The organism is Glycocaulis albus (assembly GCF_014639075.1).
Taxonomy (GTDB): Bacteria; Pseudomonadota; Alphaproteobacteria; order Caulobacterales; family Maricaulaceae; genus Glycocaulis; species Glycocaulis albus.
Genome location: NZ_BMFS01000001.1, coordinates 320,274 through 343,774 on the forward strand (window position 1 = coordinate 320,274; position 23,501 = coordinate 343,774).

Genomic DNA, 23,501 nt, shown 5'->3' on the forward strand with positions numbered 1-23,501 from the left:
CTTTCCTGTCGCGGCCGTTCAGCACCGCACGCATAACCGGAAAACAGGTATGCAGGCATATCGTTCCGGGAAGGCTGCGGACGGGGCGTGGAACCATCGCGTCCCGGACGGGTTGATCCAGTACAGGAAAACCGGGCAGGAGGGCGGGATGCTCCTAACCCAATGGCTATTCAGGACGGTGCCATGACCCTCATGACGAGCGGTCAGTCAGCCGCCTATTGCGGACCGGCGCCCCGGCCGGACGGTCTGCTTGCTGCGTGGAACGGCGATCCTTGGCTGATTGCAGCGCTGATCGGGCTGGCGCTGGCGGGCGGCGTATTCGCTGTGCGCCGTGGCACACCGGCAGGGCCGCGCAACCCGGCACTGCTGGGCGCGTGGCTGCTGGCGTTCGCTCTCTTCGTCACGCCGCTTTGCGCAATGGCGGTTGCGCTGTTCTCCATGCGCGCGGTCAATCATCTCCTTCTGGTGGCTGTCCTGGCGCCCCTGCTCGCCTACGGCCTCGGCGGGCGGCGCTTTTCCGGCGCGCCGGGCGCAGCGGCAATTGTGCATGCCATCATCTTCTGGTTCTGGCACGCGCCTGCCCCCTACGCCGCCGCGCTGAGCCATGATGGCATTTACTGGCTGATGCAGCTCAGCCTTCTGGCGAGCGGGGTCTGGTTCTGGCGGGCCTTGATGGCGCGCTGGAGCGATATCGTCTCCACGGCGGCCACGCTGGCCGGCTTTGCCGCGCAAATGGGGCTGCTCGGCGCACTGATCGCATTTGCCCCTGATCCGCTTTATGCGCCACACGCCGCGACGACGCCAGCATGGGGCCTCACCGCTCTTGAAGACCAGCAGCTTGCCGGCCTCATCATGTGGGTGCCGGGTGTGCTGCCCTATCTCGTGGCATTGGGGCTGGCGGTGGCTGCCGCTCTTTCCCGTAGCGGGGAGACAGCAGCGCGGTGATGCTGGTAGCGCTCAAGACAATTCATATCATGGCCATAGCCGTATGGGCGGGCGGGCTTGTGGCCCTGCCTTCCCTGTTGCGCCGGGACGAGGAAATGCCGAGCAGGGCCGCTATCGTGCGCCTGCACCATTTTTCCCGCTTTGCCTATGACGCCCTGGTGTCGCCGGCAGCCGTTCTGGCGATTGCTACCGGCACAGGGCTGATCTTCTTCGTGGTGGCTGATGACTGGCTGTATCTGAAGCTTATCGCGGTGGCCGGCATGGTGGGCGTCCACATGCTGATTGGCCGCGTGCTTGACCAGCTGGAATCGCCCGATGCCCGTCCAACGAGCTGGAAGCGGGCTGCGCTTCTGGCGGGCGCGGTCATCACCATTCTCGCCGTGCTGGTACTGGTGCTGGGCCGCCCGGACATCCCGGAAAGCTGGATGCCCGGATGGCTGCTGGAAGGTCAGGACGGGGAATTGCCTTTCATATCGGATGGTTTCAGCGCCGGATCGTTGTCCTCCTCCGTGCCGGGCAGGGAGACACCGACCTGATGTTCAAACACCAGCTTTCCACCATGCCAGCCTGCAATACCGACCAGGCCGAGCGCCAGCCAGCTCAGGATCAGGCCCCAGGGGAGGATCGCCTCCGCACCCTGCTGCAGGCGCAGCGACCAGCTGGCGGCCATGACGCCAAGCAGCACCATGGCGGCAACGGCATGGCTCCAGGCCGCGGCACGGCGGCGCACGCCGGGTACGAGCAGCAGCTCGGCGGCACCGGCAAGGGCCGCAAGGCAGCCCATCGCGAAGCCGCCACCGCTCGCCCACAGCGCCGCGCGCGCCCAGAACGGGTCGCCTGTCCACCAATAAGCGACATCGCAGAAGGCCAGTGCGAAACTGCCGGCTATCGGAAAGGCGACCAGCATGGCGTGGATGGGGTGGCCGGCCAGCGCGATGCGGCTGTCGAGGTCATGATAGGCCGGATCGGCCGCAGAGGGGTTGTGAAACGTCTCGCTGCCCGCGCTGTCCTTGTCCGCCATGGATTGATCCCCTTGTGTGTGGCCCCGGTGCTTGCCGGGTGTGAAGGCGCTCTGTCCAGTCTGGATCCCGCCGGACCCGCCGCCCAGTCCATCGCGGGCGTATGGTGGGTGATGATGGCCGGATCGCTGGTCATTCTTGCCCTGATGATGGGCCTGATACTGTTTCCCTTCTGGAAACGGCACCAGCCGCGTGAGGTTCCCGAAACGCTGTGGCTGTGGGGCGGCGGGCTCGGTTTTCCGCTGGTGGTGCTGGCGGCGCTGCTTGCCTGGGGCCTGCCATCGGGACAATCCATGCTCGCAGGGCGCGAGACGCCAGTCTACACGGTGGAGGCCGAGGCCTATCAGTGGGGCTGGAATTTCCGCTATCCGGGAGAGGACGGCGTGACGCCGGAGGTCCTGCACATCCCGGCGGGCGAGCCGGTGGATGTTGCCATCACCTCGCTCGATGTCATCCACGCCTTCTGGGTGCCGCGCCTTGCAGGCAAGGTCGATGCGATACCGGGCACAACCAACACGCTGCGCATTCTGGCGCCGGAGCCGGGCATATATGAGGGCATGTGTGCCGAATTCTGCGGGCTGGAGCATGCCACGATGCGGTTCCGGGTCGTGGCTCATGCGTCAGATGAGTACGAATCGGCGCTTGATGCGGCGCTCGCCGGGCAGGAGCAGCCATGAGCGGTAACACACCTGTCAGCCTGCACCGCGCGCTGGACGCGGTATGGCGCGCACCGAAAGGCATCGCGGCGCTGTCGGCGGTCAATCACACGGTGGTCGGCCGGCGCTTCATCATCACGGCTTTCATCTATTTCGCCATTGGCGGCCTTCTGGCCATGCTGATCCGGGCCCAGCTGGCCCGGCCGGACAATCCCTTTCTGGGAGCGGATGCCTACAACCAGATCTTCACCATGCACGGCACGGTGATGATGTTCCTGTTCGCCATTCCCCTGATCGAGGGGATTGCGCTTTATCTCCTGCCGAAAATCCTCGGCGCGCGCGATCTTGCCTATCCGCGGCTCTCGGCGTTCGGCTACTGGTGCTATCTGTTTGGCGGCACGATAATTCTGGCGGCCATGCTGATGGGTGTGGCGCCCGATAGCGGCTGGTTCATGTACACGCCGCTGGCATCCCAGCCCTATTCACCCGGCATCAACTCCGATGTCTGGCTCCTGGGCGTCACCTTTGTGGAGATTTCGGCCGTCTGCGCGGCGGTGGAGATCGTGGTGACGGTGCTGAAGGTGCGCACCGCCGGGATGGCGCTCACGCGCATGCCGCTCATGGCGTGGTATCTTCTGGTGACAGCCGCGATGATGCTGATCGCCTTTCCGCCCCTCATCCTTGGCAGTGTGCTTCTGGAGATCGAACGCGCCTTCAACTGGCCCTTCTTCGATCCTGAACGCGGCGGCGCGCCGCTTTTGTGGCAGCACCTGTTCTGGCTGTTCGGCCATCCGGAGGTCTACATCATCTTCCTGCCGGCAGCCGGCGCGGTATCGACCCTGATCCCTGTCTTCGCTCGCACGAAAATTGTCGGCTATGCGTGGATTGTCGCAGCGATCATTGCGCTTGCTTTCCTCAGCTTCGGGCTGTGGGTGCATCACATGTTCACCACCGGCATACCCCATCTGGCGCTCGCCTTCTTCTCGGCGGCCTCCATGCTGGTGGCGGTGCCGACCGCGGTGCAGGTATTTGCCTGGATCGCGACGCTGATGCGCGGGCGGCCGCAGATGACGCTGCCCATGCTCTATCTGATGGGGTTTTTCTCGGTCTTCATCCTCGGCGGGCTGACTGGGGTCATGCTGGCGCTCGTGCCCTTCAACTGGCAGGCCCATGATACGCATTTCGTGGTGGCCCATCTTCACTATGTGCTGATCGGCGGCTTCGTGTTTCCCATGCTGGCCGCAGCCTATTACTGGATGCCGCTGATGACCGGACGCCTGCCCGTCTTCCAGGTCTCCAAGGCGGCATTCTGGCTGATCTTCCTGGGCTTCCACGGCACCTTCCTCATCATGCACTTTACCGGGCTGATGGGCATGCCGCGCCGGGTGTTCACCTATGAGGGCGGGCTGGGCTGGGACATTCCCAACCTCATTTCGTCAATTGGCGGCTTCGTGATGACGGCAGGCTTTGCGCTGTTTGTAATCGATATCGTGCTGCAGACCCGGTTCGGACGGCGTTTCCGGCGCAATCCCTGGGGCGGGACGGGGCTCGACTGGGCCATGCCAACCCCAGCACCGAGCTATAATTTTGCTTCCCTGCCGCTGGTGACGGGGCGTGATCCGCTGGGGGACAATGCGCGCCTTGGCGCCGATATCGCGGCGGGCAAGGGCTATCTGCCGGGGGCGCCCAGGGGCGAGATGGAGACGCTGTGCGTCGACATGGCAACCGGCGAGCCGGAGCATGTGCTGATCTTCCCGAAGAATGACTACACGCCTTTTTTCATGGCGGCGGGCCTGGCGGTCTTCTTCGTGGCCTTCCTTTTGAGCGCCTACTGGATCGCCCCGCTCGGACTGATCATCGCCACGATCTTCGGCTGGCGCTGGTTGTGGTCTCTGGGCGCGAAGGCAGATCCCGACCCCATCGATGCCGGTCACGGCCTCAGCCTGCCTGCGCATTACGTAGCCGGATCGGTGCCGACCCTGCTGGGCCTGAAATACTTCCTCGCCGCCAATGCGGCCTTCTATGGCTCGCTGATGTTCGGCTATCTCTTCTTGTGGACGACCGCACCCGACTGGCCGCCGCCGGAGTTTCTTGGCGCCAACCCGCTGCTGGTCGCAGCCATTGCCATCGGTCTCGCGGCAGGGTCCGGGTTTGCCTTCAATGCCCGGCGGGCCAATCTTGCGGGCAGGGCTGGTGCGCGACGGATCCATCTGGCCGGCTCGCTCATCGCGAGCGTCGCGGCGCTCGCCGGGCTTGGCGTACTGGCCGTTGCAGAAGCGCCTGCACCTGATGGCCATGCCTATGCGGCGGTCACCATGGTGGTGATCGGCTATGTAATGCTGCATGTCTTGCTGGGCGTCCTGTTTGCCGCCTATGCGCTGGCGCGGTGTCAATCGGGCTTTGTATCCGCCCTGCGGTCAGCCGATATGCGCGGCACGGCGATCTGGCAGCTCTACACCGCCATTACAGGTCTCGGCGGGCTCGCCCTTATCATTCTCGCACCGGGAGGCATGGGATGAGCGGTGCGCTTCGCAAGGTGCGCGGGCCGGACCTGATCTGGCTGATCGCCGGGTTTAGCGTGTGGGGCGCTGGCTTCTCGGTGCTCTATGGCCTGCACGCGGTTGGTTGCCGGGCAGGCTGGGAAGAGGCGGGTATTGCGGGCCTGTCGGCCAACCGGATCATGCTGCTCGCGGTCTATCTCGGTCATGGTGTGCTCGGCGCGGCGCTCTGGTTCCCGCTGAACCGGATAGCCGGGCGCTGGGAGGGCGCGTCCGCCGATACCGTGCGGCGGGTGGCGGTCATAGTGACGCTGGCAGCAGTGATCTCGACGCTGTGGACCGGCGCGCCGGTGCTGTTCCTGGAGGCGTGCGTCTAGCTGTTCACGATAAACGCGAAGCCCGCGGCCAGCGCGATCGTGAAGGCAATCAGAGCGATAGCGATGACGAGAGCGAGGACCGGTCGCATTCAGCTCTCCTATACCAGATCGAAGATTTCAGAATCGATGGCGGTGAGCGGCACACCCATCGCCTGCAGATCGGACTTCACCGCATCGGTCAGCGGCCCCGGACCGCACAGGAAGTGCGGCCAGCCGCGCGTCTCTTCGGGCAGATGTTTGGCCAGGATCATCCGGTTGATGAAGCCGGTCTCGCCCTCCCAGCCGTCTGGCGGGTTTTCAAGTACATGGACGATCTTGAGGTTCAGCTTGCCCTCGAGCTCTGCCAGCTCATGGCGGAAATGGGCGCTCTCCCAGTCCTTGTTGCCGTAGATCAGGATGACCGGGCGCGGATCATCGCGCTCCTGCAGGGCGTGAATATTGCTCATCATCGGCGTGATGCCGACCCCGCCGGCAATCATCACGAAGCCCCTGGCGTCCGGATCATTGTCGATGGAGAACGCGCCATAGGGGCCGTCCAGATAGGCTTTCGTGCCGGGACTGGTATGCACGGCCCACTCACTGAAATCGCCCAGCGGCTTGATCGACAGCGTCACTTTCGGGCCATGCTCTGGCGGGGTGGAGATGGTGAAGGGATGCTCCTTCAGGGCAAAGGGCGTTGCCCCCAAAGTCAGCCAGACAAACTGGCCGGGACGCCAGTTCTTCAGGCCTTCGCCCATGGGTTCGAGCACGAGCGAATGCACGCCGCCTTCGCGCGGGATGTTCTCCACGATGCGCCAGGGATTGCGCCACAGGCGGAAGGGGCGGATCGCGCGTGTCCACACCATCAGGCCTATCCAGCTGACGGCGACGCCCAGCCAGAGAATGCGTTTGTCGGCCTCGGCGGTGAAATGCCCAACGCCGATAATGTGCGTGACGGCTGCGCCAAAGGCGATGATGGCCAGCGCGATATGGCCATAGCGCCAGAGCTCGTAAGGGATACGCAGCGTCTTGCGGAACTCGGACGTAATGACGAGCAGGATGAACGCGCCGAGCGCGACACGCCCCATGGTCAGCTCCCATCGCGCCGTCAGCGGGTTGAGATCGCCCAGCGCCTCCTCAAACCAGATATAGAGGATAGCGAAATGGCCCAGCATCAACGCGACCGCTCCAATCGCGAAGTAGCGGTGGAACAGGTAAACGATGTCAATGCCATAGGGCCGGGTTATCGGCTGGAATCGCGCGGTCAGCACAAATTGCAGGCCAGCAGCGGCCAGCGCGCCAAAACCCAGCCCCATGGAGAAATCCCATAGAAAGCTGGTGCCGGATGCGCGCTCCCCGGTCAGCAGGACGATAAAGGGCAGGGCCAGTGCCAGCGCTGCAACAGCGATCCAGACAAGCGCCTTGAGTGACAGGGAACGGACAGCGAAGCTCATGGGATGGGAACGCGTGAGGGGCGAACGCGTTGCAAGCCGGTGGTGGTATCTTTCGGGGGCTGCCTTGGATTACACTGGCTGGATACGCGCGGGCGCGCCGCGCGCTCACATCCCGATTACGGAGATTACCCATGGCCACATGGCGGCAGACGCTGATCAGCAAGCCCGTCATGGGCTGGTATGCGGGGGTCATCCCGCCCATGTCCCAGACCGAGGCGGAGGCCATTGAGGCGGGCACGGTCTGGTGGGACCGCCAGATCATGTCGGGCCGGCCCGACTGGGCCTATTTGCGGAATGTGGAGACCGGCAGGCTTACCGATGCCGAACAGACCTTTATAGATGGTCCTGTCAGAAAGCTTTGCGCGCTTCTGGACGACTGGCATATCGAAAACGAGGCGCGCGATCTGCCGGAAGAGGTCTGGGAGATGATTATCCGCGAAGGCTTCTTCGCGATGATCATCCCCACCGAATATGGCGGCAAGGGCTTCTCGGCGCTGGCGCATTCGGAGGTCGTGCGCACCATCGCCACGCGCTCGATCACGGCGGCGGTAACGGTGATGGTACCCAACTCGCTCGGGCCGGGCGAATTGCTGATGCTCTATGGTACACAGGCGCAGAAAGATCATTACCTGCCGCGCCTTGCCAGCGGCGAGGATATTCCCTGCTTCGCCCTTACGGGCATTGAGGCGGGGTCTGACGCCGGCGCCATGACCGATACCGGGGTGGTCGTGGAGCGCGAGATTGACGGCAAGCGAGTCCTCGGTATCGAGATCAATTGCGACAAGCGGTATATCACGCTAGCCCCTGTTGCCACGATTGCGGGCCTTGCCTTCCGCTTACGCGATCCTGACCGGCTTCTGGGCGGCGAGGAGGAGCTTGGCATCACGGTCGCGCTGGTGCCCACCGATACGCCGGGGCTGGACACCGGGCGGCGGCACATTCCCTCAGGGCTTGCCTTTCAGAACGGGCCGGTGCGGGGCAAGGACGTTTTTATTCCCCTCGATCAGGTGCTGGGCGGCGAGGAGCAGATCGGCAAGGGCTGGGGCATGCTGATGGGCGCGCTGGCGGCGGGGCGCGGCATCTCCCTGCCGTCCATGAGCTGCGCCGGGGCGGCAGTGTCGGCGCTTTCATCGGGCGCTTACGCCCGGGTGCGCGAACAGTTCGGCCTCTCAATCGGCAATTTCGAAGGGGTGAGGGAACCGCTCGCGCGCATCGCGGCCAGTGCCTATCTGATCGATGCGGGCCGCCAGCTTACGGCTGCCGGAATCGATCTCGGCGAGAAGCCTGCGGTGATTTCCGCGATCATGAAATATCACGCAACCGAGCGTTTGCGGCAGGCGGTCAATGACGCCATGGATATTCACGGTGGCCGCGCGATCATGGAAGGGCCGCGCAACTATCTGGCCACGGCCTACCGCTCCATTCCTGTCGCCATTACGGTGGAAGGCGCCAATATCCTCACGCGCAGCCTGATCATTTTCGGGCAGGGCGCGATCAGGTGCCATCCCTATCTGCTCGATGAGATGCAGGCCGTGGCCAACCCGGACAAGCAGGCCGGGCTGGAGGCCTTCGACAAGGCGCTGTTTGCCCATATCTGGCACGATATCAGGAACTTCACCCGTTCCTTCGTGCATGGGCTGACCTTTGGCCGGTTTGCGCATGCGCCGGCAGGCGCCGGCAAGCTTGCAGCGCGTTACCGCCAGCTCACCCACGCCTCTGTACGCCTGGCGGTCGTTTCAGAGATGGCGCTGGGCATTCTGGGCGGAGCGCTCAAGCGCAAGGAAGCGCTGTCGGGCCGTCTGGGAGACATCCTATCTGAGATATATCTCTTGTCCGCCGCGCTGAAGCGTTTCGAGGCCGACGGGGAGCCCGAGGCGGACAGGCCGCTGCTGGATCTGTGTTTCGAGGACGGTCTCTATCGCATCCAGCAGCGCCTGCGGGACGTGATCCGCGAGTTTCCGGGCCCGCACTGGCGGATTGCACTGCGGCTGGTCCTGTGTCCGCTTGGCCAGCACAGAAAGCCACCATCGCACCGGCTGATGAATGCGGCTGCGCAATGTGTGCTGGAGCCGGGCGGGACGCGGGACCGGCTGACCCGCGGGGTTCACACCGGCGAGGGCAATGACCCGCTGGCGGCGCTGGAGCGGGCCTTCCACGCCATAATCCGGCGTGACGCGTTACTGGCAAAACTGAAAGAGGCCGATGTCACGCTGGAGGATGACGCCGCGAGGCGTATCTTAAGCGAGGCGGAGATCAAGGAGATCAGCCAGGCCGATGCGCTGATCCGCGAAGTGCTGCTGACGGATGATTTCAGCAAGGAGGAGATGGCCGCCATGTCCGGCACGTCCTCCCCGCGCAAGTCCGGCTGAACAACAAAAGGGCAGGAACCGTCCTTGTTCCTGCCCTTCTTCCGGCTCATTCCTCTGGCGCAAACAGGCCTAGCGCCCGGTCTCGCCGTCTTCGGTGCCTTCGGCTTCCTCGTCTTCCAGCGGGCCGACATACTGCCAGTTCATGAAGGGCTGGCTGGCGAAGGACACGCGCCAGGCACCCGGCTCTCCATAGAACTCCACGCGGTCAAACGGGCCGCCGGCGCGAAGGCCGGTCACCTGCTCGAACAGGCCGGAATCGATCTGCTCGAAATACTGCGTCTGGCCGAGCGAGGTAATGGTGATCGCGTTGGGGCCGACGGCCTCCACCACGGCATGCATCAGCGGATGCGGCTCGCGCGCGTGATCACGCCGGTTCACCAGATAACGGCCTTCGAACTGTTCGGCCTCTGCCACTTCGCTCCAGCGGGGGGCAGGGTCTTGCGGGAACAGGCGTCCGGTAATGGCGGCGCTCAGCTCGCCTTGCGCGGGCCGTCCGGCAGGGGCCGCCACGATGGACAGGAAAATGCCGGTGCCGGTTTCGGGCGACAGGATCATGTTGGAGCGGAAATCACGCATCGCGCCCGCGTGCCCGATCAGGCGCGGGCCTTCCTCGCGATAGACGAGATAGCCGTGGGCCATGCCCGGCAGGCGGGGCGCGTTGGCGATCGAGTTGGCTTCCAGCAGCGCCACAGACTCTTCTGACAGGATGCGCGTCCCGTCGAGCGCCCCGTCATTCATCATGGCGATCATGAAACGTGCCATGTCCGGCCCGCTGACGGTAGCCGAGCCGGCCGGCATGACCATGGAGTAGTAGTCGAAGCTGCGCGCGCTGTAGCGGCCATGTTCCAGATCGTGACCGAGAGCAATGCGCCCTGCCAGCGCGTCGGGAAGCGGTTCGCGGAAGGTGGACGAGGTCATGCCCAGCGGTGCGAAGATATGGTTCTCCACATAATCGGCGAAATGCTCACCGGACACCTGCTCGACGATATAACCCGCCAGCGACGTGCCCCAGTTGGAGTAGGCGACTTCAACACCCGGCGCCATCACGCGCTGCGGAACGTTGTTGCGCGTCCATTCGGCGTGATCGATCAACTCTTCCAGATTGCCGGTGGTGAAGCCCCCGACATCGCTCATTCCGGGGGTATGCTGGAAGAGGTCGCGCACGGTGATGGGCTGGCCGTCGAAGGGTTCGATCTCGAAGTCGATATGCTGGTTCACGTCATCGTCCAGCGAGACACGCCCCTGTTCGATGAGCTGCATCAGTGCAACCCAGGTAAACATTTTCGAGATGGAGCCGGGCCGGAATAGCGTGCTGTCGCCGTCCACGGGTATGCGGTTTTCGACATCGACAAATCCGTAGCCGCGGCTGAGAACGATCTCGCCGTCATGGACCACGGTCACAAGGGCGCCGGACACCTCGCGCGAGGCAATCTGCTGGGCCATTACGCCGTCGATGAAGGCAGGCAGCGTGTCGAGTGCCTCTTCGTTAAAGCTGGCAGCAGGCTGGGCCGGCTGGGCCATGGCCGGCGCGAATGCCGCCGGGGTGATGGCAAGGACGGCGGCCGATGTCGCCATCAACAGTGTGCGGATCGTGGTCATTGAGGTCTCCCCTGGTATCAGATCTTGTTTTTGTGGTGGTCAGTCTGCGACCGCTTCAAACACGGCTTCGGCAAGCGCCGGAGCACCACGCGCGGCCGGGCCGATCGTGTTGACCAGCAACACGATGGTGACCTCTTCGTCCGGGTAGTGCATCAGCGAGGCGTTAAACCCGTTGATAGATCCGCCATGGCCGATAAAGCGGTGCCCGTGGCGCTCGCCGACCATTATGCCGAACCCGTAATCCATGCCCGCGAGAGCCGGGTGCGGGTCCTCGAGATATTCACGCGCGAGGCGGCCATCGTTCAAGCGGGCAGGCGCCAGCATCTGCTCAAGGCTTTCCTGTGAGACCACGCGCCCGTCCAGCAGCGCATCCATCCACACCAGCAGATCGTCAGGCGTGGACCGGATGGCTCCGGCCCCGGCGGCAACCGTCAGCGACAGGTGGGTCGTGTTGGTGAAGCCGGCCGGGCTGTCCGGCGCGCTGTCATAGCCCTGAGCCCGTCCCGGTACGATTTCGGCGGCATTGTCCATGCGGGTATGGTTCATGCCCAGCGGGTCGAAGATGCGCGTGCGCAGGAAATCGGCCAGCGGCTCACCCGCTACACGTTCAGCGATATAGTCCAGCAGCATGTAGCCCGAATTGGAGTAGCTCCAGCCCGTGCCGGGGTCGAAATCGTAGAGCGGATCGGCGTTCGCGATATAGGCGACCATACGGGGCTCATCATGGTCCAGCGGCGCGGTGGTGCCCATAAAGCCTTCAAGCGAGGTGTAGTTGCGGATGCCCGATGTGTGCTGGAGAAGCTGGCGGATCGTCACTTCATCACTGCGCGGAAAATCGGGAAAATACTGGTCCAGCGTGTCGTCGAGCGACAGCCGGCCCTCTTCCGCCAGCAGCAGGATGGCTGCAGCGGTGAACTGCTTGGTGACCGAGCCGATGCGGAAGACCGTATCGCCGGTTACTTCCACCTGATGCTCCAGATTGGCGAGGCCATAGCCGCGCACCAGCAGTGTCTCGCCGCCGCGGGCGATGCCGATCGACAGGCCGGGCGCCTGGCTCTCGTCCAGCACATTGCGGGCAAAGGCGTCGACTGCGGATTCCAGCTCGCCGGCTGCGGCAGAGGCGGAGGTCTGCGGACCGGTTTGCGCGGCCACGCTGGCAGGCGTGTAGGCCCACAATAGAAGTGTCGAAGCGGCAATCAGAAACAGTCGGTTCATGGGTCCCTCCCGCCAGCAAATTCTGGACTTGGCGATAAAGGAACCACCCGGAAACGGAAAAATCAATCCTGATCAGAAAACTTAATCCTGAACAGGATGTAATGAAGGTGCAGCAGACCGCAGCCAAGCTGGTGGTCTGCGCGCAGTGCTGGTGCATGCAAATGCCGGGGAAATATACAGTCCAGGACGATGGGCCATGCTGCGCGAAGGCCGCAGGGCTGATCAATGGCGGTGAGGGTGGGATTCGAACCCACGATACGGTTTCCCGCATACACGCGTTCCAGGCGTGCGCCTTCGACCACTCGGCCACCTCACCGCAAGGCGGCGCAAACTATCTGAGAACCCCGGCCAGTCAAGCGCGCTGGCAGAGGCGCGCTGTGCAAGGCGCACTGCGAGCTCTTGAGGGCCGTGCGGGTGGCGCCTGTCTCCACCACGATCTGCGTAATGCACAGATGGTGCCGGGCTAACCGGAACCTTGGGCCAACTTTGCTCCGGAACGCTGTCATGATCGATATGAACCGTATACTTGATGCCTTTCAGAATGCCCCCAATGCCCGGCGAACCGCCATGGTGGGTGGCGGCGGTCTGGCCGCCGCCTATACCGCCATGGAGGCGATGTAAGCGGCATAAAGAAGCAGGAAAACAAGACCCGCCAGGCGGCCAATGCGGCGCTGCCGGATGACAATGGCCAGCATAAGCAGCGTCACGGCGAGCATGACCACAAGATCGAACCCCGCCAGGCTCCCGGTAACCTGAATGGGCGAGATCAGGGCTGTAATGCCCAGAATGCCCAGAATATTGAAGATGTTGGAGCCGACGATATTGCCAAAGGCGATCTCCCCTTCGCCCCGGCGTGCGGCACTGAGCGAGGTTGCCAGCTCAGGCAAGGAAGTACCCACCGCGACGATCGTCAGCCCGATGACGGCCTGTGATACGCCCAGCGCGCTGGCGGCGGCGACCGCGCCCTCCACCAGCAGCCAGGCCCCGCCGATCACGCCGGCAAACCCCGCCGCCAGAAAGGTCAGATCGATGCCGAGGCGGCCAGCCGGTACAGCTGCCGGACCGATATCTGTTGCAGCCGCCGCATCCTGCCGGCCTGTATGCCAGGAGATCGCGAGATAGGTCACCAGCCCTGCGAGCAAAATGGCGCCGCCCCAGCGCTCCAGTCCGAAAAACGCAATCAGACCAGCACCCAGCAGGGCAGAGAGCGCCAGCGCCGTGCCGTCACGCCGGAAGGGGCCGGGATCGACCGCCAGCGGGCGGACCAGCGCCGCGAGGCCCAGGATCAGCAGGATATTGGCGATGTTCGAGCCGATGACATTGCCGACCGCGATGTCCGGCGCATTCTCCAGGGCGGCGGTGATCGAGGTCGTCAGTTCCGGCATCGAGGTGCCAAAGCCCACCACGACCAGACCGATCAGCAAGGAGGGCAGGCCGAGCCGTGCAGCCAGCCCTGACGCGCCGCGTACCAGGCTTTCGCCGCCGGCCACCAGCAATACAAGGCCGCCAGCGATAAATGCGGACATTGCAAGGAGGGACATTATGTTGTCTTGCCTTTCGTGATCCTGCCGCGCCGGGCAGTTGCTGCGAGTGATCATCACAATGCCATCATGGCGCGTTGATGGCAGTCCGGTCATCGCGGAACGATTTACTGCTTCTCGCACAGGTGGCAGATGACGGCGGCGGCCCGGCTACCTATGTTCATGACAGATCAGATTTTCAGGAGTGCCATGGATGCGCCTGCGCAGCGATACGCAATGGAAAACAGAGCTGGTGCCCGCCGGCAAGGCCTTGCCGGGGCGTATCCAGTCGATCCCGACGGCAGCCACGCATTTTGTGAAGGGCGGCACGCTCAAGGCCCCGGTGCCCGCAGGTCATGAGGAAGCGATTTTCGCCATGGGCTGCTTCTGGGGCGTGGAGCGTGTGTTCTGGCAGTTGCCGGGCGTGGTGAACACGGCTGCGGGCTATGCGGGCGGCATCACGCCCAACCCCACCTATGAGGAAGTGTGCTCAGGGCGCACCGGCCATACCGAAGTGGTGCGCATTGTATTTGACCCCAAGCGGATCAGCTTTGAGACCCTGCTGAAGGTATTCTGGGAAAGCCATGACCCGACGCAAGGCATGCGTCAGGGCAATGATATCGGCACGCAGTACCGCTCGGCGATCTACTGGACCAGCAAAGACCAGAAAAAAGCCGCTGAGGCTTCAGCGAAAGCCTATGAGGCGGCCCTGAAAGAGGCGGGTCGTGGCGCGGTGACAACCGAGATCCGCGAGGCTGGCCCGTTCTATTATGCCGAGGATTATCACCAGCAATATCTCGCCAAGAATCCGGACGGTTATTGTGGCATTGGCGGAACGGGTGTGACCTGCCCGATCGGAACGGGCATCAGCGCCGCGGGTTAGTCTCCGTAACGGCAAGGGACGGGGGCCGATGGCACGCATCATCATATTCGACGTGGATTCCACGCTTTTGAAGGTGGAAAGCCTCGACTTTGCCGTGGAGCGCGCGCTGGCCGGTCAGCCGGGCGGCAAGGCGCGTGCGGCAGAGCTGGCAGAGATTACCGACAAGGGCATGGCTGGCGCGCTGGATTTTCGCCAGTCGCTGGAGGTGCGGATCTCCATGGCGGGCCTGACGCGCGGCGATGTCGAGGATGCGGCGCAGGCGCTGGCCTTCGAACTCACACCGGGGATGGCGGAGCTTCTGGAGAAGCTGCGCGCCCGTTCAGCGGGTGTGTTCGCCGTCTCGGGCGGATTTGCCGAGCTGGTCAGCCCCGCGCTGGACGCTTTGGGCTTTGCGCCGGGGGATATCCGTGCCAACCGTTTCGTGTTCGATACAGATGGCAATGTCAGCGATTTCGACCGCGACAACCCGCTTTCGCGCTCTGGCGGCAAGGGGCCGGTGGCGGCGGCGCTCAAAAGCCTCACCGGCGCGGATCTCGCCGTGATGGTGGGCGACGGCATTACCGATTACGAGGCCTTCGCCGGTGGCGGAGCCGATGCGTTTATCGGCTTTGGCGGCGTGGTGCGCCGCGAGGCTGTGGCGCAGCGCGCACCGGCCTTTGCCGGTAGCGTGGACGAGCTGGCGAAATTGCTGGGGGTCTAGTTCTCCGGGAGTGGTCCGAAGAACCGAGGCGGATTATTCAATAAAGCCTCCCTCAGTCAGCTGCGCTGACACCTCCCCGTAAACGGGGGAGGACATCGTCCACCCTATCCGAACATGTCCCCGACCGGCAGCGCCGCATGGCGGACAAGGCGGCTGTCGGCCACGGCCGCCTGACGGTGCGGTACGGCGTTCTGCTGGTAGTGCGGGTCTGTCACCATTTCCAGAAACGCATTGGCGCTGGGATAGCGGGCGATGAAGGCCATGTCCCAGCGCTCCTCTGACGGCCCGATCAGCGTCAGCTGTGGCAGGCCGCGCCAGATGATCTTGCCGCCCACGCGCTGGAAGACGGGCGCGCTTTCGCGGCCATAGGCCTTGTAGGCGTCCTCCCCGCTCATCTTGCGATCATCCGGATAGGCGGCAATCTCGCGGAACCTGAGCAGGTTGAGCATCTCGACCGGCTGGGTGCGGTCGAGACCCTTGAACAGGGTGAAGGCGTCGCGTGTGGGATCAATATGGCTCATGGTCCAATGGTGCGATGCGGCGTGCGTGCACGCAAGCGGGTGATTGCGCACACGGCGCGGGCATGCACACTGACACACCAATAAACGAAACGGGGAGGGGGCGCTCATGCGTGCAGGACGGATCATTCTCATCGCGGTGCCGGTGGTGCTGGCGCTGGCGGTCGCGGTCGCGTTTGCCGCCGGGCTGCGCCTTGTACCGCTGGAAGTGCGCAGCTTCGACGAAGATGTGGCGCTTGCCGAGGCCATGCATTTCGAGGCGGAGATTTTCCGCGATGAATGGGGCGTTCCGCGCGTGCTGGGAGAAACCGATGGGGACGCCGCCTTTGCGCTGGCTTACGCCCATGCGGAAGATGATTTTGCCACGATCCAGTATGCGCTGCGCGCCGCTCTGGGCCCGGAAATGCTCGCCACCGACGAGAGCGAGGCGCGCGGCGCGTATCTCGTACAGGCGCTGGGTGTCACCGATCTGGTCGCAGCCGAGTACGAGACCCAGCTTACGCTGGATACGCGCGCCTTGCTCAGCGGCTATGCGGCGGGGCTGAACTATTACGCGGCGCTGCACCCGGACGAGCGTGTGCGCGATCTCTTTCCGGTGACGGGCCGCGATGTGGCCGCGCTTGCCGCCTTCTACTTCCCGCTCTTCTACGGGATGAGCGATGTGCTGACCGAGCTCTTTGCGCCGGATGTCGAGCGTGATGGCGCGCGCGGGCAGGAACTTCAGGTCCATTTCATCGCTCCGGGCGAGCAGCATGAGCTTGGCTCCAACGCAATTGCGGTCGCGCCCTCGCGCTCTGATGACGGGGCAACCCGCGTGGTCATCAACTCCCACCAGCCGGTCGAGGGCCCCGTCGCCTGGTATGAGACCCACATGATGTCGGACGAAGGGCTGAACTTTGCCGGCGGCACGTTTCCGGGCGTTCCCGTACTGCATCTGGGTGCCAATCCGGGCATGGCCCATGCCGCGACGATCAACCGGCCGGACCTCATCGATGTCTACGAACTAACGCTGTCTGAGGATGGCCGGTCCTACCTGCTCGATGGCGAGTATATGCCACTGGAGCGCTCTACCGCGCGCATGCTGGTCCATCTATGGGGGCCGTTTGCCTTTCAGGTGACGCGTCCAATAGAGCGCTCCGTTCACGGTACGGTGTTGCGTACCGAGCGCGGCGTCTACGCCATCCGCCACGCCACGCAAGGAGACTTGCGCGGGGTGGAGCAGACCTACCGTCTGATGCGGGCGCGCAATCTTGCCGAATATGAAGAGGCGATGGGTATGCGCGCCATGGGCAATACCAACCGGGTGGTAGGCGATTCCACCGGGCGCATCGCCCGCTATTACAATGCCCGCATGCCGCTGCGCCTCGACGAGCCGGGCCTCGACTGGCGGGGCATTCTGCCCGGCGACCGTTCCGATCTGGTCTGGAGCGAGTTTGCGCCGTTCGATGCGCTGCCGCACATGGTTGATCCGCAAGCGGGCTATGTGGTGGACGCCAACCACACGCCCTTTCGCGTGACGCTATCGGAAGAGGATCCGCAAGAGGCTGATTTCCCGCGCAATTTCGGCATCGAAACGCACATGACCAATCGCGGCCTTGTCGCCACGGCGGCGCTCGCCGAGCTGGAGACGATCAGCCGCGACGAGCTTCTGGCGATCAAGTGGGACCATTCCTTCCATCCCGACAGTCAGGCCATGCAGCTTCGTGCAGAGCTGCTGGCCATGGACTGGAGCGATGACCCCGTGATGGCCGAGGCGCTCGAGATCATCGAGGCGTGGGACGGACGGGCTGATTTTGACAATCGCCATGCCGCCCTGTCGCTCCTGACCTATCAGCCGGTGGGGACGGCGCGCGCCGCGGGGCGGGCCGGGCCGCCGCTGGATGAGGCGTTCCGCGATGCGGCAGCCTATCTCGCCGAACATCACGGCCGGCTCGATCCCCTCTGGAGCGAGGTCAATTTTCTCCGGCGCGGCGATGTGGCTATCCCGCTTCAGGGCGGGCCGGACACGCTGCGTGCCGTCTACGGCCAGCGCAATGGCGATGGCACGCTTTCCATGGTGGCCGGTGATGGCCTTGTCATGTTGGCGGAGTGGGATACAGACGGCGAGCTCTCGCTGTGGGCGGTTCACCATTTCGGCTCGTCCAATCGTCCCGGTGCGCCACACTATACCAGCCAGATGCAGGTCTTCGCCGATGAGGAGCTGCGCCGCGTGCCGATGAGCGTGGACGAGGTGCGCGGGAGCGCGGTGGAGGCTTACCGTCCGGGCGAGCGGGGTTAGTTTTCTCGTTACCGCGTTTCACCGGCGCAAGCCGGTGCCCAGTCTCTTTCAGTTCCGCAGCCTATTCCCCGCCTGCGCGGGGACAGGCCGGGCTGCGATGTTCCGCGAATACCTGCCTGCGCGGGCACAGGCAGTCGCGGGCGCCAAGGCCTGTCCCCGGCTTGATCGGGGATCGCGCTTGCGGCGCTGCGCGCCGTAACCGGGTGATGACAACTGGAGATATCGAAGCACCGGGGGCAATGCCCGCCATTTCCCCGCAAGACAGTCCGCCCGTCTTGCGTTAACCTTTACACCAATGCTCCGGGGAGGGTTTTTGCATGATCCGCGTCATTCTGATTGCCATCGGCCTTATTATCCTGATCGCGCTTGGGCGCATTGCCTATATGATTGTCCCGGCGTCCGGCATGCTTACGCCTTATGAGCCGCGGCTTGCGGAGCGCTGCGAGAGCCTGGAGGTCGCGCCCGGCACCGAGGATGTGACCATCCACCCGCAATCGGGCATCGTGTTTGTCTCGGCGGCTGACCGGCGTTCGGAAAACCCGGAAGCTGGCGGTATCTGGACGTTCGATATCGCCGATCCGTTCCAGACATTGCGGTATGCGAGTGTTGACGGGCCGGAGGATTTCCAGCCGCACGGGATCAGCCTTTATATAGGCGAGGACGGCCGCCAGAGGCTGTTTGTGATCAATCACCCCCTGGCCGGCGGGCACACGGTAGAGGTGTTCGAGGTGGACGAGGACTGGCGTCTCTTCCATGCCGAAACCATTGCCTATCCCGAATTGTCCTCGCCCAATGATCTCGTCGCGGTCGGCCCCAACCAGTTCTACGCCACGAATGATTCGCGCTATCAGTCAGGCATCATGCAGCAGCTGGAAGCCTATTTCGGCCTGCCGCTCGCCGGTGTCAGCTATTTTGACGGCGAGCAGGGCCGGATTGCCGCGGGCGGGATGATCTATGCCAACGGCATCAATGTGTCGGCGGACGGCGGGACTCTCTATGTGGCCGAGTTTCTGGGGCGGCGGGTCAACGTGTTTGACCGTGACCCTGAAACCGGAGGGCTGACCCACCGGCGCGCCATCCCGGTCCGCACCGGAGCCGACAATATCGAGATCGACGAGAGCGGGCATTTGTGGATCGGTGCGCATGCGCGCGTGTTCGATTTTCTGGCCCATGCCGAAGACGGGAACGCGCTTGCGCCCTCCCATGTGATCCGTGTCGATCCCGAGAGCGGCCAGGTGGTGACTGTACTCTACACTGACGGCGAGGAGCTGAGCGGATCCAGCGTCGGGGCGCCCCATGGCTACCAGTTCGTGGTGGGCGGCGTGTTCGATTCGCGTGTGCTGATCTGCCCGCGCGGCTGAGTGCTTGGCGAATAGGGCTTCACACGCGCCAAACGCGCTCTAACCTCTCCTTCTGACAGACGGGCAAAAGCCCGCGATTTTGAAGGGGAGGAACTGCCTTGGCCATTGCCAGCCCGCCACCGGGGATACCGGTGACCCAGCCGCTAGCGCCCGGCGCTCGCCGCTATGCCGTCGGCATGCTGCTTGTCATCTATATCTTCAATTTCCTTGACCGGCAGATCGTCAATATCCTGGCCGAGCCGATCAAGCTGGAGCTCGGCCTGGCCGACTGGCAGCTGGGAATGCTCACCGGCCTTGCCTTTGCGGCCTTCTACACGGTGCTCGGCATCCCGATCGCGCGTTACGCGGAGAAGGCCGACCGGGTGAAGATCATCTCCGTTGCCGTGGCTGTGTGGAGCGCTTTCACCATTGCCTGCGGACTGGCAGCCAATTTCACCCAGCTATTGCTGGCGCGTATTGGGGTCGGCGTTGGCGAGGCCGGGTGTTCACCGCCCGCGCACTCGCTCATCACGGATTACACGCCCAAGGAGGAACGTGCCTCGGCGCTGGCCTTCTACTCCATGGGTATTCCGCTGGGTTCGCTGGCGGGTATGGCACTGGGCGGGCTGATTGCCGATGCGTTCGGCTGGCGGGCGGCCTTCTTTGTTGCCGGGGCCCCGGGGATTATCCTGGCGGTCATGGCTTTCCTGACCTTGCCGGAGCCGCGCCGGGGGCTGGAAAAAAAGGTCGTGCCGGTCAAGGGGCCGAGCTTTGTCGACGCCATCAAGGAGCTGAAATCGAAGAAGTCCTTCTGGTGGATTTCCATTGGCGCGGCCTTAAGCGCCATGGTCGGGTATGGCCATATCGCCTTCTACGGCTCCTTCTATCTGCGCAATCACGGCGAGGGGCTGACGGCCATGGCCGTCAGCGTGAACGAGATGATCGGCGTCAGCTTCGGACCTATCGGTTTTGTCGGCACTGCGCTTGGCCTCATCATCGGCGTATGCGGCGCGGCGGGAACCTTCCTGGGCGGTGTGCTGGCCGACCGGGCGGCGCGCAAGAATGTGGCCGGTTATGCGACCGTGCCGGCGATTGCAGGTCTCGTGACGGTGATCCCCTTCATCGCGGCCATGCTGGTGGACAATGTGGCGCTGTCTTTCCTGATCCTTGCCGTGCCGGTCTTTGCCGGGGCGATCTGGTACGGGCCGATCTTTGCCAGCGCGCAGAGCCTTGTGCATCCGCAGACGCGGGCAACGGCGGCGGCGGTCCTGCTGTTTATCATCAACCTCATAGGCCTTGGCCTCGGCCCGCTTCTGGTGGGCACGTTCAGCGATATCTTCGCCCAGACCATGGGCCCGGCTGAAGGTATCCGCTGGTCAATGGTGACGTTTGGCGGGGTGGGGGGCATTGCCTCCATAGCCTTCTTCCTCGCCGCGAGGACGCTGAAGGACGAGGTGGTCGCCTAGATGAGGCCAAGAAGCGGCAGGGCGAGGCCCATGGCCAGCCCTGCCGCTACGAGCGTCATTACACCGCGTTTGAAGGCAAAGGCCAGAACGGCGCAGACAGCCGCAATCGCGAGAATGGGGGCATTGATACTGGCCGGATCAAGCGTGATAAGCCGGAAGGGGCCGAAGCTTATCTCGCCGGTCACGGCGAACATGACCTGTGTGGCAAACCACACTGCCAGACTGGCAATCACGCCCACCACGGCAGCCGAAATGCCGTTGAGCGCGCTTTGCAGGATTTTGACGCGGTTCAGGCGTTCCATCCACGGCGCCAGCGTGAAAATCGCGATGAAGGATGGTAGGAAGACGGCCCATACCGTCAGCAGCGACCCCAGCATACCCGCCAGCAGGGGTGAGAAGGGCGCGCTCTCGCGGAACGCCGCCAGAAAGCCCGTGAACTGCGTGACCAGAATGAGCGGGCCGGGCGTCGACTCTGCCAACGCCAACCCGTCAGCCATCTCGCCTGCGCTTACCCAGCCATACTGCTCGACACCGGCCTGCGCCATGAAAGCGAGCACCGCGTAGGCCCCGCCAAAGCTGACAATCGCCAGCCATGAGAAGAAGGCGGTGATCTCCGTCAGGCGATGCGCGCCGCCCAGCAGCACAAATACAAGCGCGAGCGGAGCCAGCCATAATGCCAGCCCGGACAGGAAGGTGATGGCGCTGCTGCCGATCTGGCCGGGCTGATCGGGGTTGGAGGGCGCTTCGGTCCTATCGCCGGTGTCAGCCTTTTGTGTCAGCCACAGTCCTGCAAAGCCCGCGACGACAACAATCGCCGGGAAGGGCAGGCCGAACAGCAGGGCCACAAAGGCGCCAGCCGCAATTGTGAGACTGCCGGCCGACTTCAGTGTCCGCTTTCCAAGCCGCAGGACGGCGCCGGCCAGAATGATCAGTACGGCGGCCTGTACGCCCGTAAAACCGGCGCCGACCAGGGTGAGGTCCGCCGCATAGGCGTAGAGGGCCGATAGCGCGAAAATCACCAACACGCCGGGCAGGACGAAGAGCCCGCCCGTTATCAGCCCGCCGCGAATGCCTGCCATTCGCCAGCCGATCCAGGTGGCCAGCTGCATGGCTTCCGGACCGGGCAGGAGGTGGCACAGATTGAGCGCGCGCAGGAATTCCTGATCGCTGATCCAGCCGCGCTCCTCCACGGCCAGCTCATGCAGCATGGCAATTTGCGGGGCAGGCCCGCCGAAGCTGAGAAACCCGATGCGGGCAAAGTCGCGTGCAAGGCTGGTGAGCGGCGGACGCGGGGACATCAGGCGGCTCCGGCCCGGCGGACGATGAAGCGCGCCCCGGGCCGGGCAGCACCCGGCCTTGCATCTTCCACTTCGATGGTCAGGCCATGGCGGCGCACCACGGCGTGAACGAAGGAGAGGCCCAGCCCATGCCCGCGCGGTCCACCATGGCTGATGCGCGCGAAGCGCATGAAGACCCGTTCCCGCCAGTCGGCCGGGACGCCAGGGCCGTTATCCTCCACGATCAGGACCGGGCCTTCGCGCACGATCACCGTCACCTCGCCGCCCTCAGGCAGGAATTTGACCGCATTGTCGACCAGATTGGCGATCAGCCGGCCAAGCTGGGCCGGGCTGCCGCGCATCATCACCGGCCGTGGCGCATCCAGCTTCACTCTGGCTCCTTTCTCACCCGCCACATCATTGTAGAGCGGGGTGACCGAGCGCGCGAGGGCAGCCAGATCGAGCGTTTCCAGCCCCCGGGTATCGCCGATCTCGGCGCTGATGGCGGAGATGTCCATGAGGGAGTTGATAAGCTCACCCAGCTCAGCGAGCTGTTCGCGGGCCTGTTCGATCCGTTCAGGGCTGTTTGCGGCATCAGCGAGGGTCCGGTCGATGCGGACCAGTGGCGTGCGCAATTCGTGCGCGGTCAGGTCCGACACGTCGCGCTGGGCGCTGATCAGGCGTTCAATGCGGTCCAGCATGGCGTTGATATTGCGCGAAAGGAGGCCGAACTCGTCGGCCCCCTCCGCGCCCGGCGCGCGCTGGTTGATGGCGCCGTCCCGCACGGCATGGCAGGTGCGGTTCAACCGCTCCACTCTCTGCATGATCCAGCTGGCCGCGATCAGGCCGGCAGCAATGCCCAGGGTCAGCGTGATGAAAAAGCCCGCCGTGAAGATGGTGCGCAGGCGGGCCAGCGCCTCGGCCTGACTTGTCGTGGACCGGCCGACGAACAGCCGGTAGTCCTGCGGCATCAGGAACGCCCGGCCAATCAGGGGCAAGGCCTCTCCGTCCACGGTAAAGACCCCGCTCACCCAGCTGGCATCCAGTAAAAACGCCTCCGGCCAGGCGGCCAGATTGCCGGCCAGCGGATTGCCCTGCGGATCGGTCAGCAAATAGACAGGCCCTTCGCCTTCCAGTGGCCGGAAGGCCAGCCGGTCCTGCAAGGAGCGTTGCAATCCCGCCTCGCCCTCAATGGAATATATGTCCACCAGGCCCGCTGCATCGGTGTCTACCAGCTGGCGCAGCGTCTGGTTGGAAACGAAGGCGAAGGCAAAATACGCGATCAGGAACACCGCTGTTGCCGCGGCGCTCACCAGGGCTGCGATCATGGCGGCAAGCCGTGCGAAGCTGGAGCGCAGAATGCGCCAGTGCGCCCCTTTCCGCTGCGGGCGTGTTTGGTCTAGGCTGG

Annotated in this window: 19 protein-coding genes and 1 tRNA gene; 11 read left to right on the plus strand and 9 right to left on the minus strand. The window is 64.1% G+C overall.

What is annotated here, in order from left to right:
- Positions 1–183 precede the first annotated feature (183 nt).
- Positions 184–945 carry a cytochrome c oxidase assembly protein gene (locus IEV75_RS01610; protein WP_233351710.1) on the plus strand — a complete coding sequence of 254 codons (762 nt, stop codon included), beginning with the start codon at positions 184–186 and terminating at the stop codon, positions 943–945.
- Positions 945–1,481 carry a CopD family protein gene (locus IEV75_RS01615; protein WP_188450794.1) on the plus strand — a complete coding sequence of 179 codons (537 nt, stop codon included), beginning with the start codon at positions 945–947 and terminating at the stop codon, positions 1,479–1,481. The genes IEV75_RS01610 and IEV75_RS01615 overlap by 1 nt, the downstream gene beginning before the upstream one ends.
- Here IEV75_RS01615 and IEV75_RS13855 read toward each other — a convergent pair.
- Positions 1,394–1,966: a DUF2231 domain-containing protein gene (locus IEV75_RS13855; RefSeq protein ID WP_217978797.1), complete on the minus strand. Its 573-nt coding sequence runs from the start codon at positions 1,964–1,966 to the stop codon at positions 1,394–1,396. The genes IEV75_RS01615 and IEV75_RS13855 overlap by 88 nt on opposite strands.
- A gap of 18 nt (positions 1,967–1,984) precedes the next feature.
- Here IEV75_RS13855 and coxB point away from each other — a divergent pair, with 18 nt between their 5' ends.
- Genes coxB through IEV75_RS01635 form a run of 3 tightly spaced genes read left to right on the plus strand, consistent with a single transcriptional unit; the run spans position 1,985 to position 5,495 of the window.
- Complete coding sequence (gene coxB / locus IEV75_RS01625; RefSeq protein WP_233351719.1) at positions 1,985–2,641, plus strand: cytochrome c oxidase subunit II; 657 nt, start codon at positions 1,985–1,987, stop codon at positions 2,639–2,641.
- Positions 2,638–5,139, plus strand: a complete 2,502-nt coding sequence (ctaD, locus tag IEV75_RS01630; RefSeq protein ID WP_188450797.1) for a cytochrome c oxidase subunit I — start codon at positions 2,638–2,640, stop codon at positions 5,137–5,139. Before coxB ends, ctaD begins: the two co-directional genes overlap by 4 nt.
- The gene (locus tag IEV75_RS01635; protein WP_188450798.1) at positions 5,136–5,495 is read left to right on the plus strand and encodes a hypothetical protein; all 360 of its coding nucleotides are present in this window, start codon (positions 5,136–5,138) and stop codon (positions 5,493–5,495) included. The genes ctaD and IEV75_RS01635 overlap by 4 nt, the downstream gene beginning before the upstream one ends.
- Positions 5,496–5,593: 98 nt before the next feature.
- Here IEV75_RS01635 and IEV75_RS01640 read toward each other — a convergent pair whose 3' ends face one another.
- Positions 5,594–6,928 (minus strand): ferredoxin reductase family protein, encoded by a 1,335-nt coding sequence (locus IEV75_RS01640; protein WP_188450799.1) that lies wholly within the window; start codon positions 6,926–6,928, stop codon positions 5,594–5,596.
- Between the two features lie 131 nt (positions 6,929–7,059).
- Between IEV75_RS01640 and IEV75_RS01645 the strand changes: the two genes are divergently transcribed.
- Positions 7,060–9,297 (plus strand): acyl-CoA dehydrogenase, encoded by a 2,238-nt coding sequence (locus IEV75_RS01645; protein WP_188450800.1) that lies wholly within the window; start codon positions 7,060–7,062, stop codon positions 9,295–9,297.
- 69 nt (positions 9,298–9,366) lie between these two features.
- On the opposite strand, the gene IEV75_RS01650 is transcribed toward IEV75_RS01645, so the two are convergent.
- The 4 genes from IEV75_RS01650 to IEV75_RS01665 form a co-directional block, all read right to left on the minus strand.
- Positions 9,367–10,896: a serine hydrolase domain-containing protein gene (locus IEV75_RS01650; protein WP_188450801.1), complete on the minus strand. Its 1,530-nt coding sequence runs from the start codon at positions 10,894–10,896 to the stop codon at positions 9,367–9,369.
- A 39-nt stretch (positions 10,897–10,935) separates the two neighbouring features.
- Positions 10,936–12,111, minus strand: a complete 1,176-nt coding sequence (locus tag IEV75_RS01655) for a serine hydrolase domain-containing protein (protein ID WP_188450802.1) — start codon at positions 12,109–12,111, stop codon at positions 10,936–10,938.
- 226 nt (positions 12,112–12,337) lie between these two features.
- A tRNA-Ser gene (locus IEV75_RS01660) sits at positions 12,338–12,427 on the minus strand.
- A gap of 280 nt (positions 12,428–12,707) precedes the next feature.
- Complete coding sequence (locus IEV75_RS01665) at positions 12,708–13,652, minus strand: calcium/sodium antiporter (protein ID WP_188450803.1); 945 nt, start codon at positions 13,650–13,652, stop codon at positions 12,708–12,710.
- A gap of 193 nt (positions 13,653–13,845) precedes the next feature.
- Here IEV75_RS01665 and msrA point away from each other — a divergent pair, with 193 nt between their 5' ends.
- Both msrA and IEV75_RS01675 read left to right on the plus strand, forming a co-directional pair.
- Positions 13,846–14,514, plus strand: a complete 669-nt coding sequence (msrA, locus tag IEV75_RS01670) for a peptide-methionine (S)-S-oxide reductase MsrA (protein WP_188450804.1) — start codon at positions 13,846–13,848, stop codon at positions 14,512–14,514.
- Between the two features lie 28 nt (positions 14,515–14,542).
- Positions 14,543–15,214: an HAD-IB family phosphatase gene (locus tag IEV75_RS01675; RefSeq protein WP_188450805.1), complete on the plus strand. Its 672-nt coding sequence runs from the start codon at positions 14,543–14,545 to the stop codon at positions 15,212–15,214.
- A gap of 104 nt (positions 15,215–15,318) precedes the next feature.
- On the opposite strand, the gene IEV75_RS01680 is transcribed toward IEV75_RS01675, so the two are convergent.
- Positions 15,319–15,735, minus strand: coding sequence for a DUF1330 domain-containing protein (locus IEV75_RS01680; protein ID WP_188450806.1), 417 nt, complete (start codon positions 15,733–15,735; stop codon positions 15,319–15,321).
- A gap of 106 nt (positions 15,736–15,841) precedes the next feature.
- Here IEV75_RS01680 and IEV75_RS01685 point away from each other — a divergent pair, with 106 nt between their 5' ends.
- The 3 genes from IEV75_RS01685 (at position 15,842) to IEV75_RS01695 (ending at position 20,816) form a co-directional block, all read left to right on the plus strand.
- A complete protein-coding gene (locus tag IEV75_RS01685; protein ID WP_188450807.1) occupies positions 15,842–18,010 on the plus strand; it encodes a penicillin acylase family protein in 2,169 nt (722 codons plus the stop codon).
- Positions 18,011–18,327: 317 nt separating this feature from the next.
- Positions 18,328–19,371 carry a strictosidine synthase family protein gene (locus IEV75_RS01690; RefSeq protein ID WP_188450808.1) on the plus strand — a complete coding sequence of 348 codons (1,044 nt, stop codon included), beginning with the start codon at positions 18,328–18,330 and terminating at the stop codon, positions 19,369–19,371.
- A gap of 98 nt (positions 19,372–19,469) precedes the next feature.
- Positions 19,470–20,816 (plus strand): spinster family MFS transporter, encoded by a 1,347-nt coding sequence (locus IEV75_RS01695; RefSeq protein WP_217978809.1) that lies wholly within the window; start codon positions 19,470–19,472, stop codon positions 20,814–20,816.
- Here the strand turns inward: IEV75_RS01695 and chrA are convergent.
- Positions 20,813–22,114, minus strand: coding sequence for a chromate efflux transporter (gene chrA / locus IEV75_RS01700; RefSeq protein ID WP_188450809.1), 1,302 nt, complete (start codon positions 22,112–22,114; stop codon positions 20,813–20,815). The genes IEV75_RS01695 and chrA overlap by 4 nt on opposite strands.
- The gene (locus tag IEV75_RS01705) at positions 22,114–23,421 is read right to left on the minus strand and encodes a HAMP domain-containing sensor histidine kinase (RefSeq protein WP_188450810.1); all 1,308 of its coding nucleotides are present in this window, start codon (positions 23,419–23,421) and stop codon (positions 22,114–22,116) included. The genes chrA and IEV75_RS01705 overlap by 1 nt, the downstream gene beginning before the upstream one ends.
- Positions 23,422–23,501: the final 80 nt, after the last annotated feature.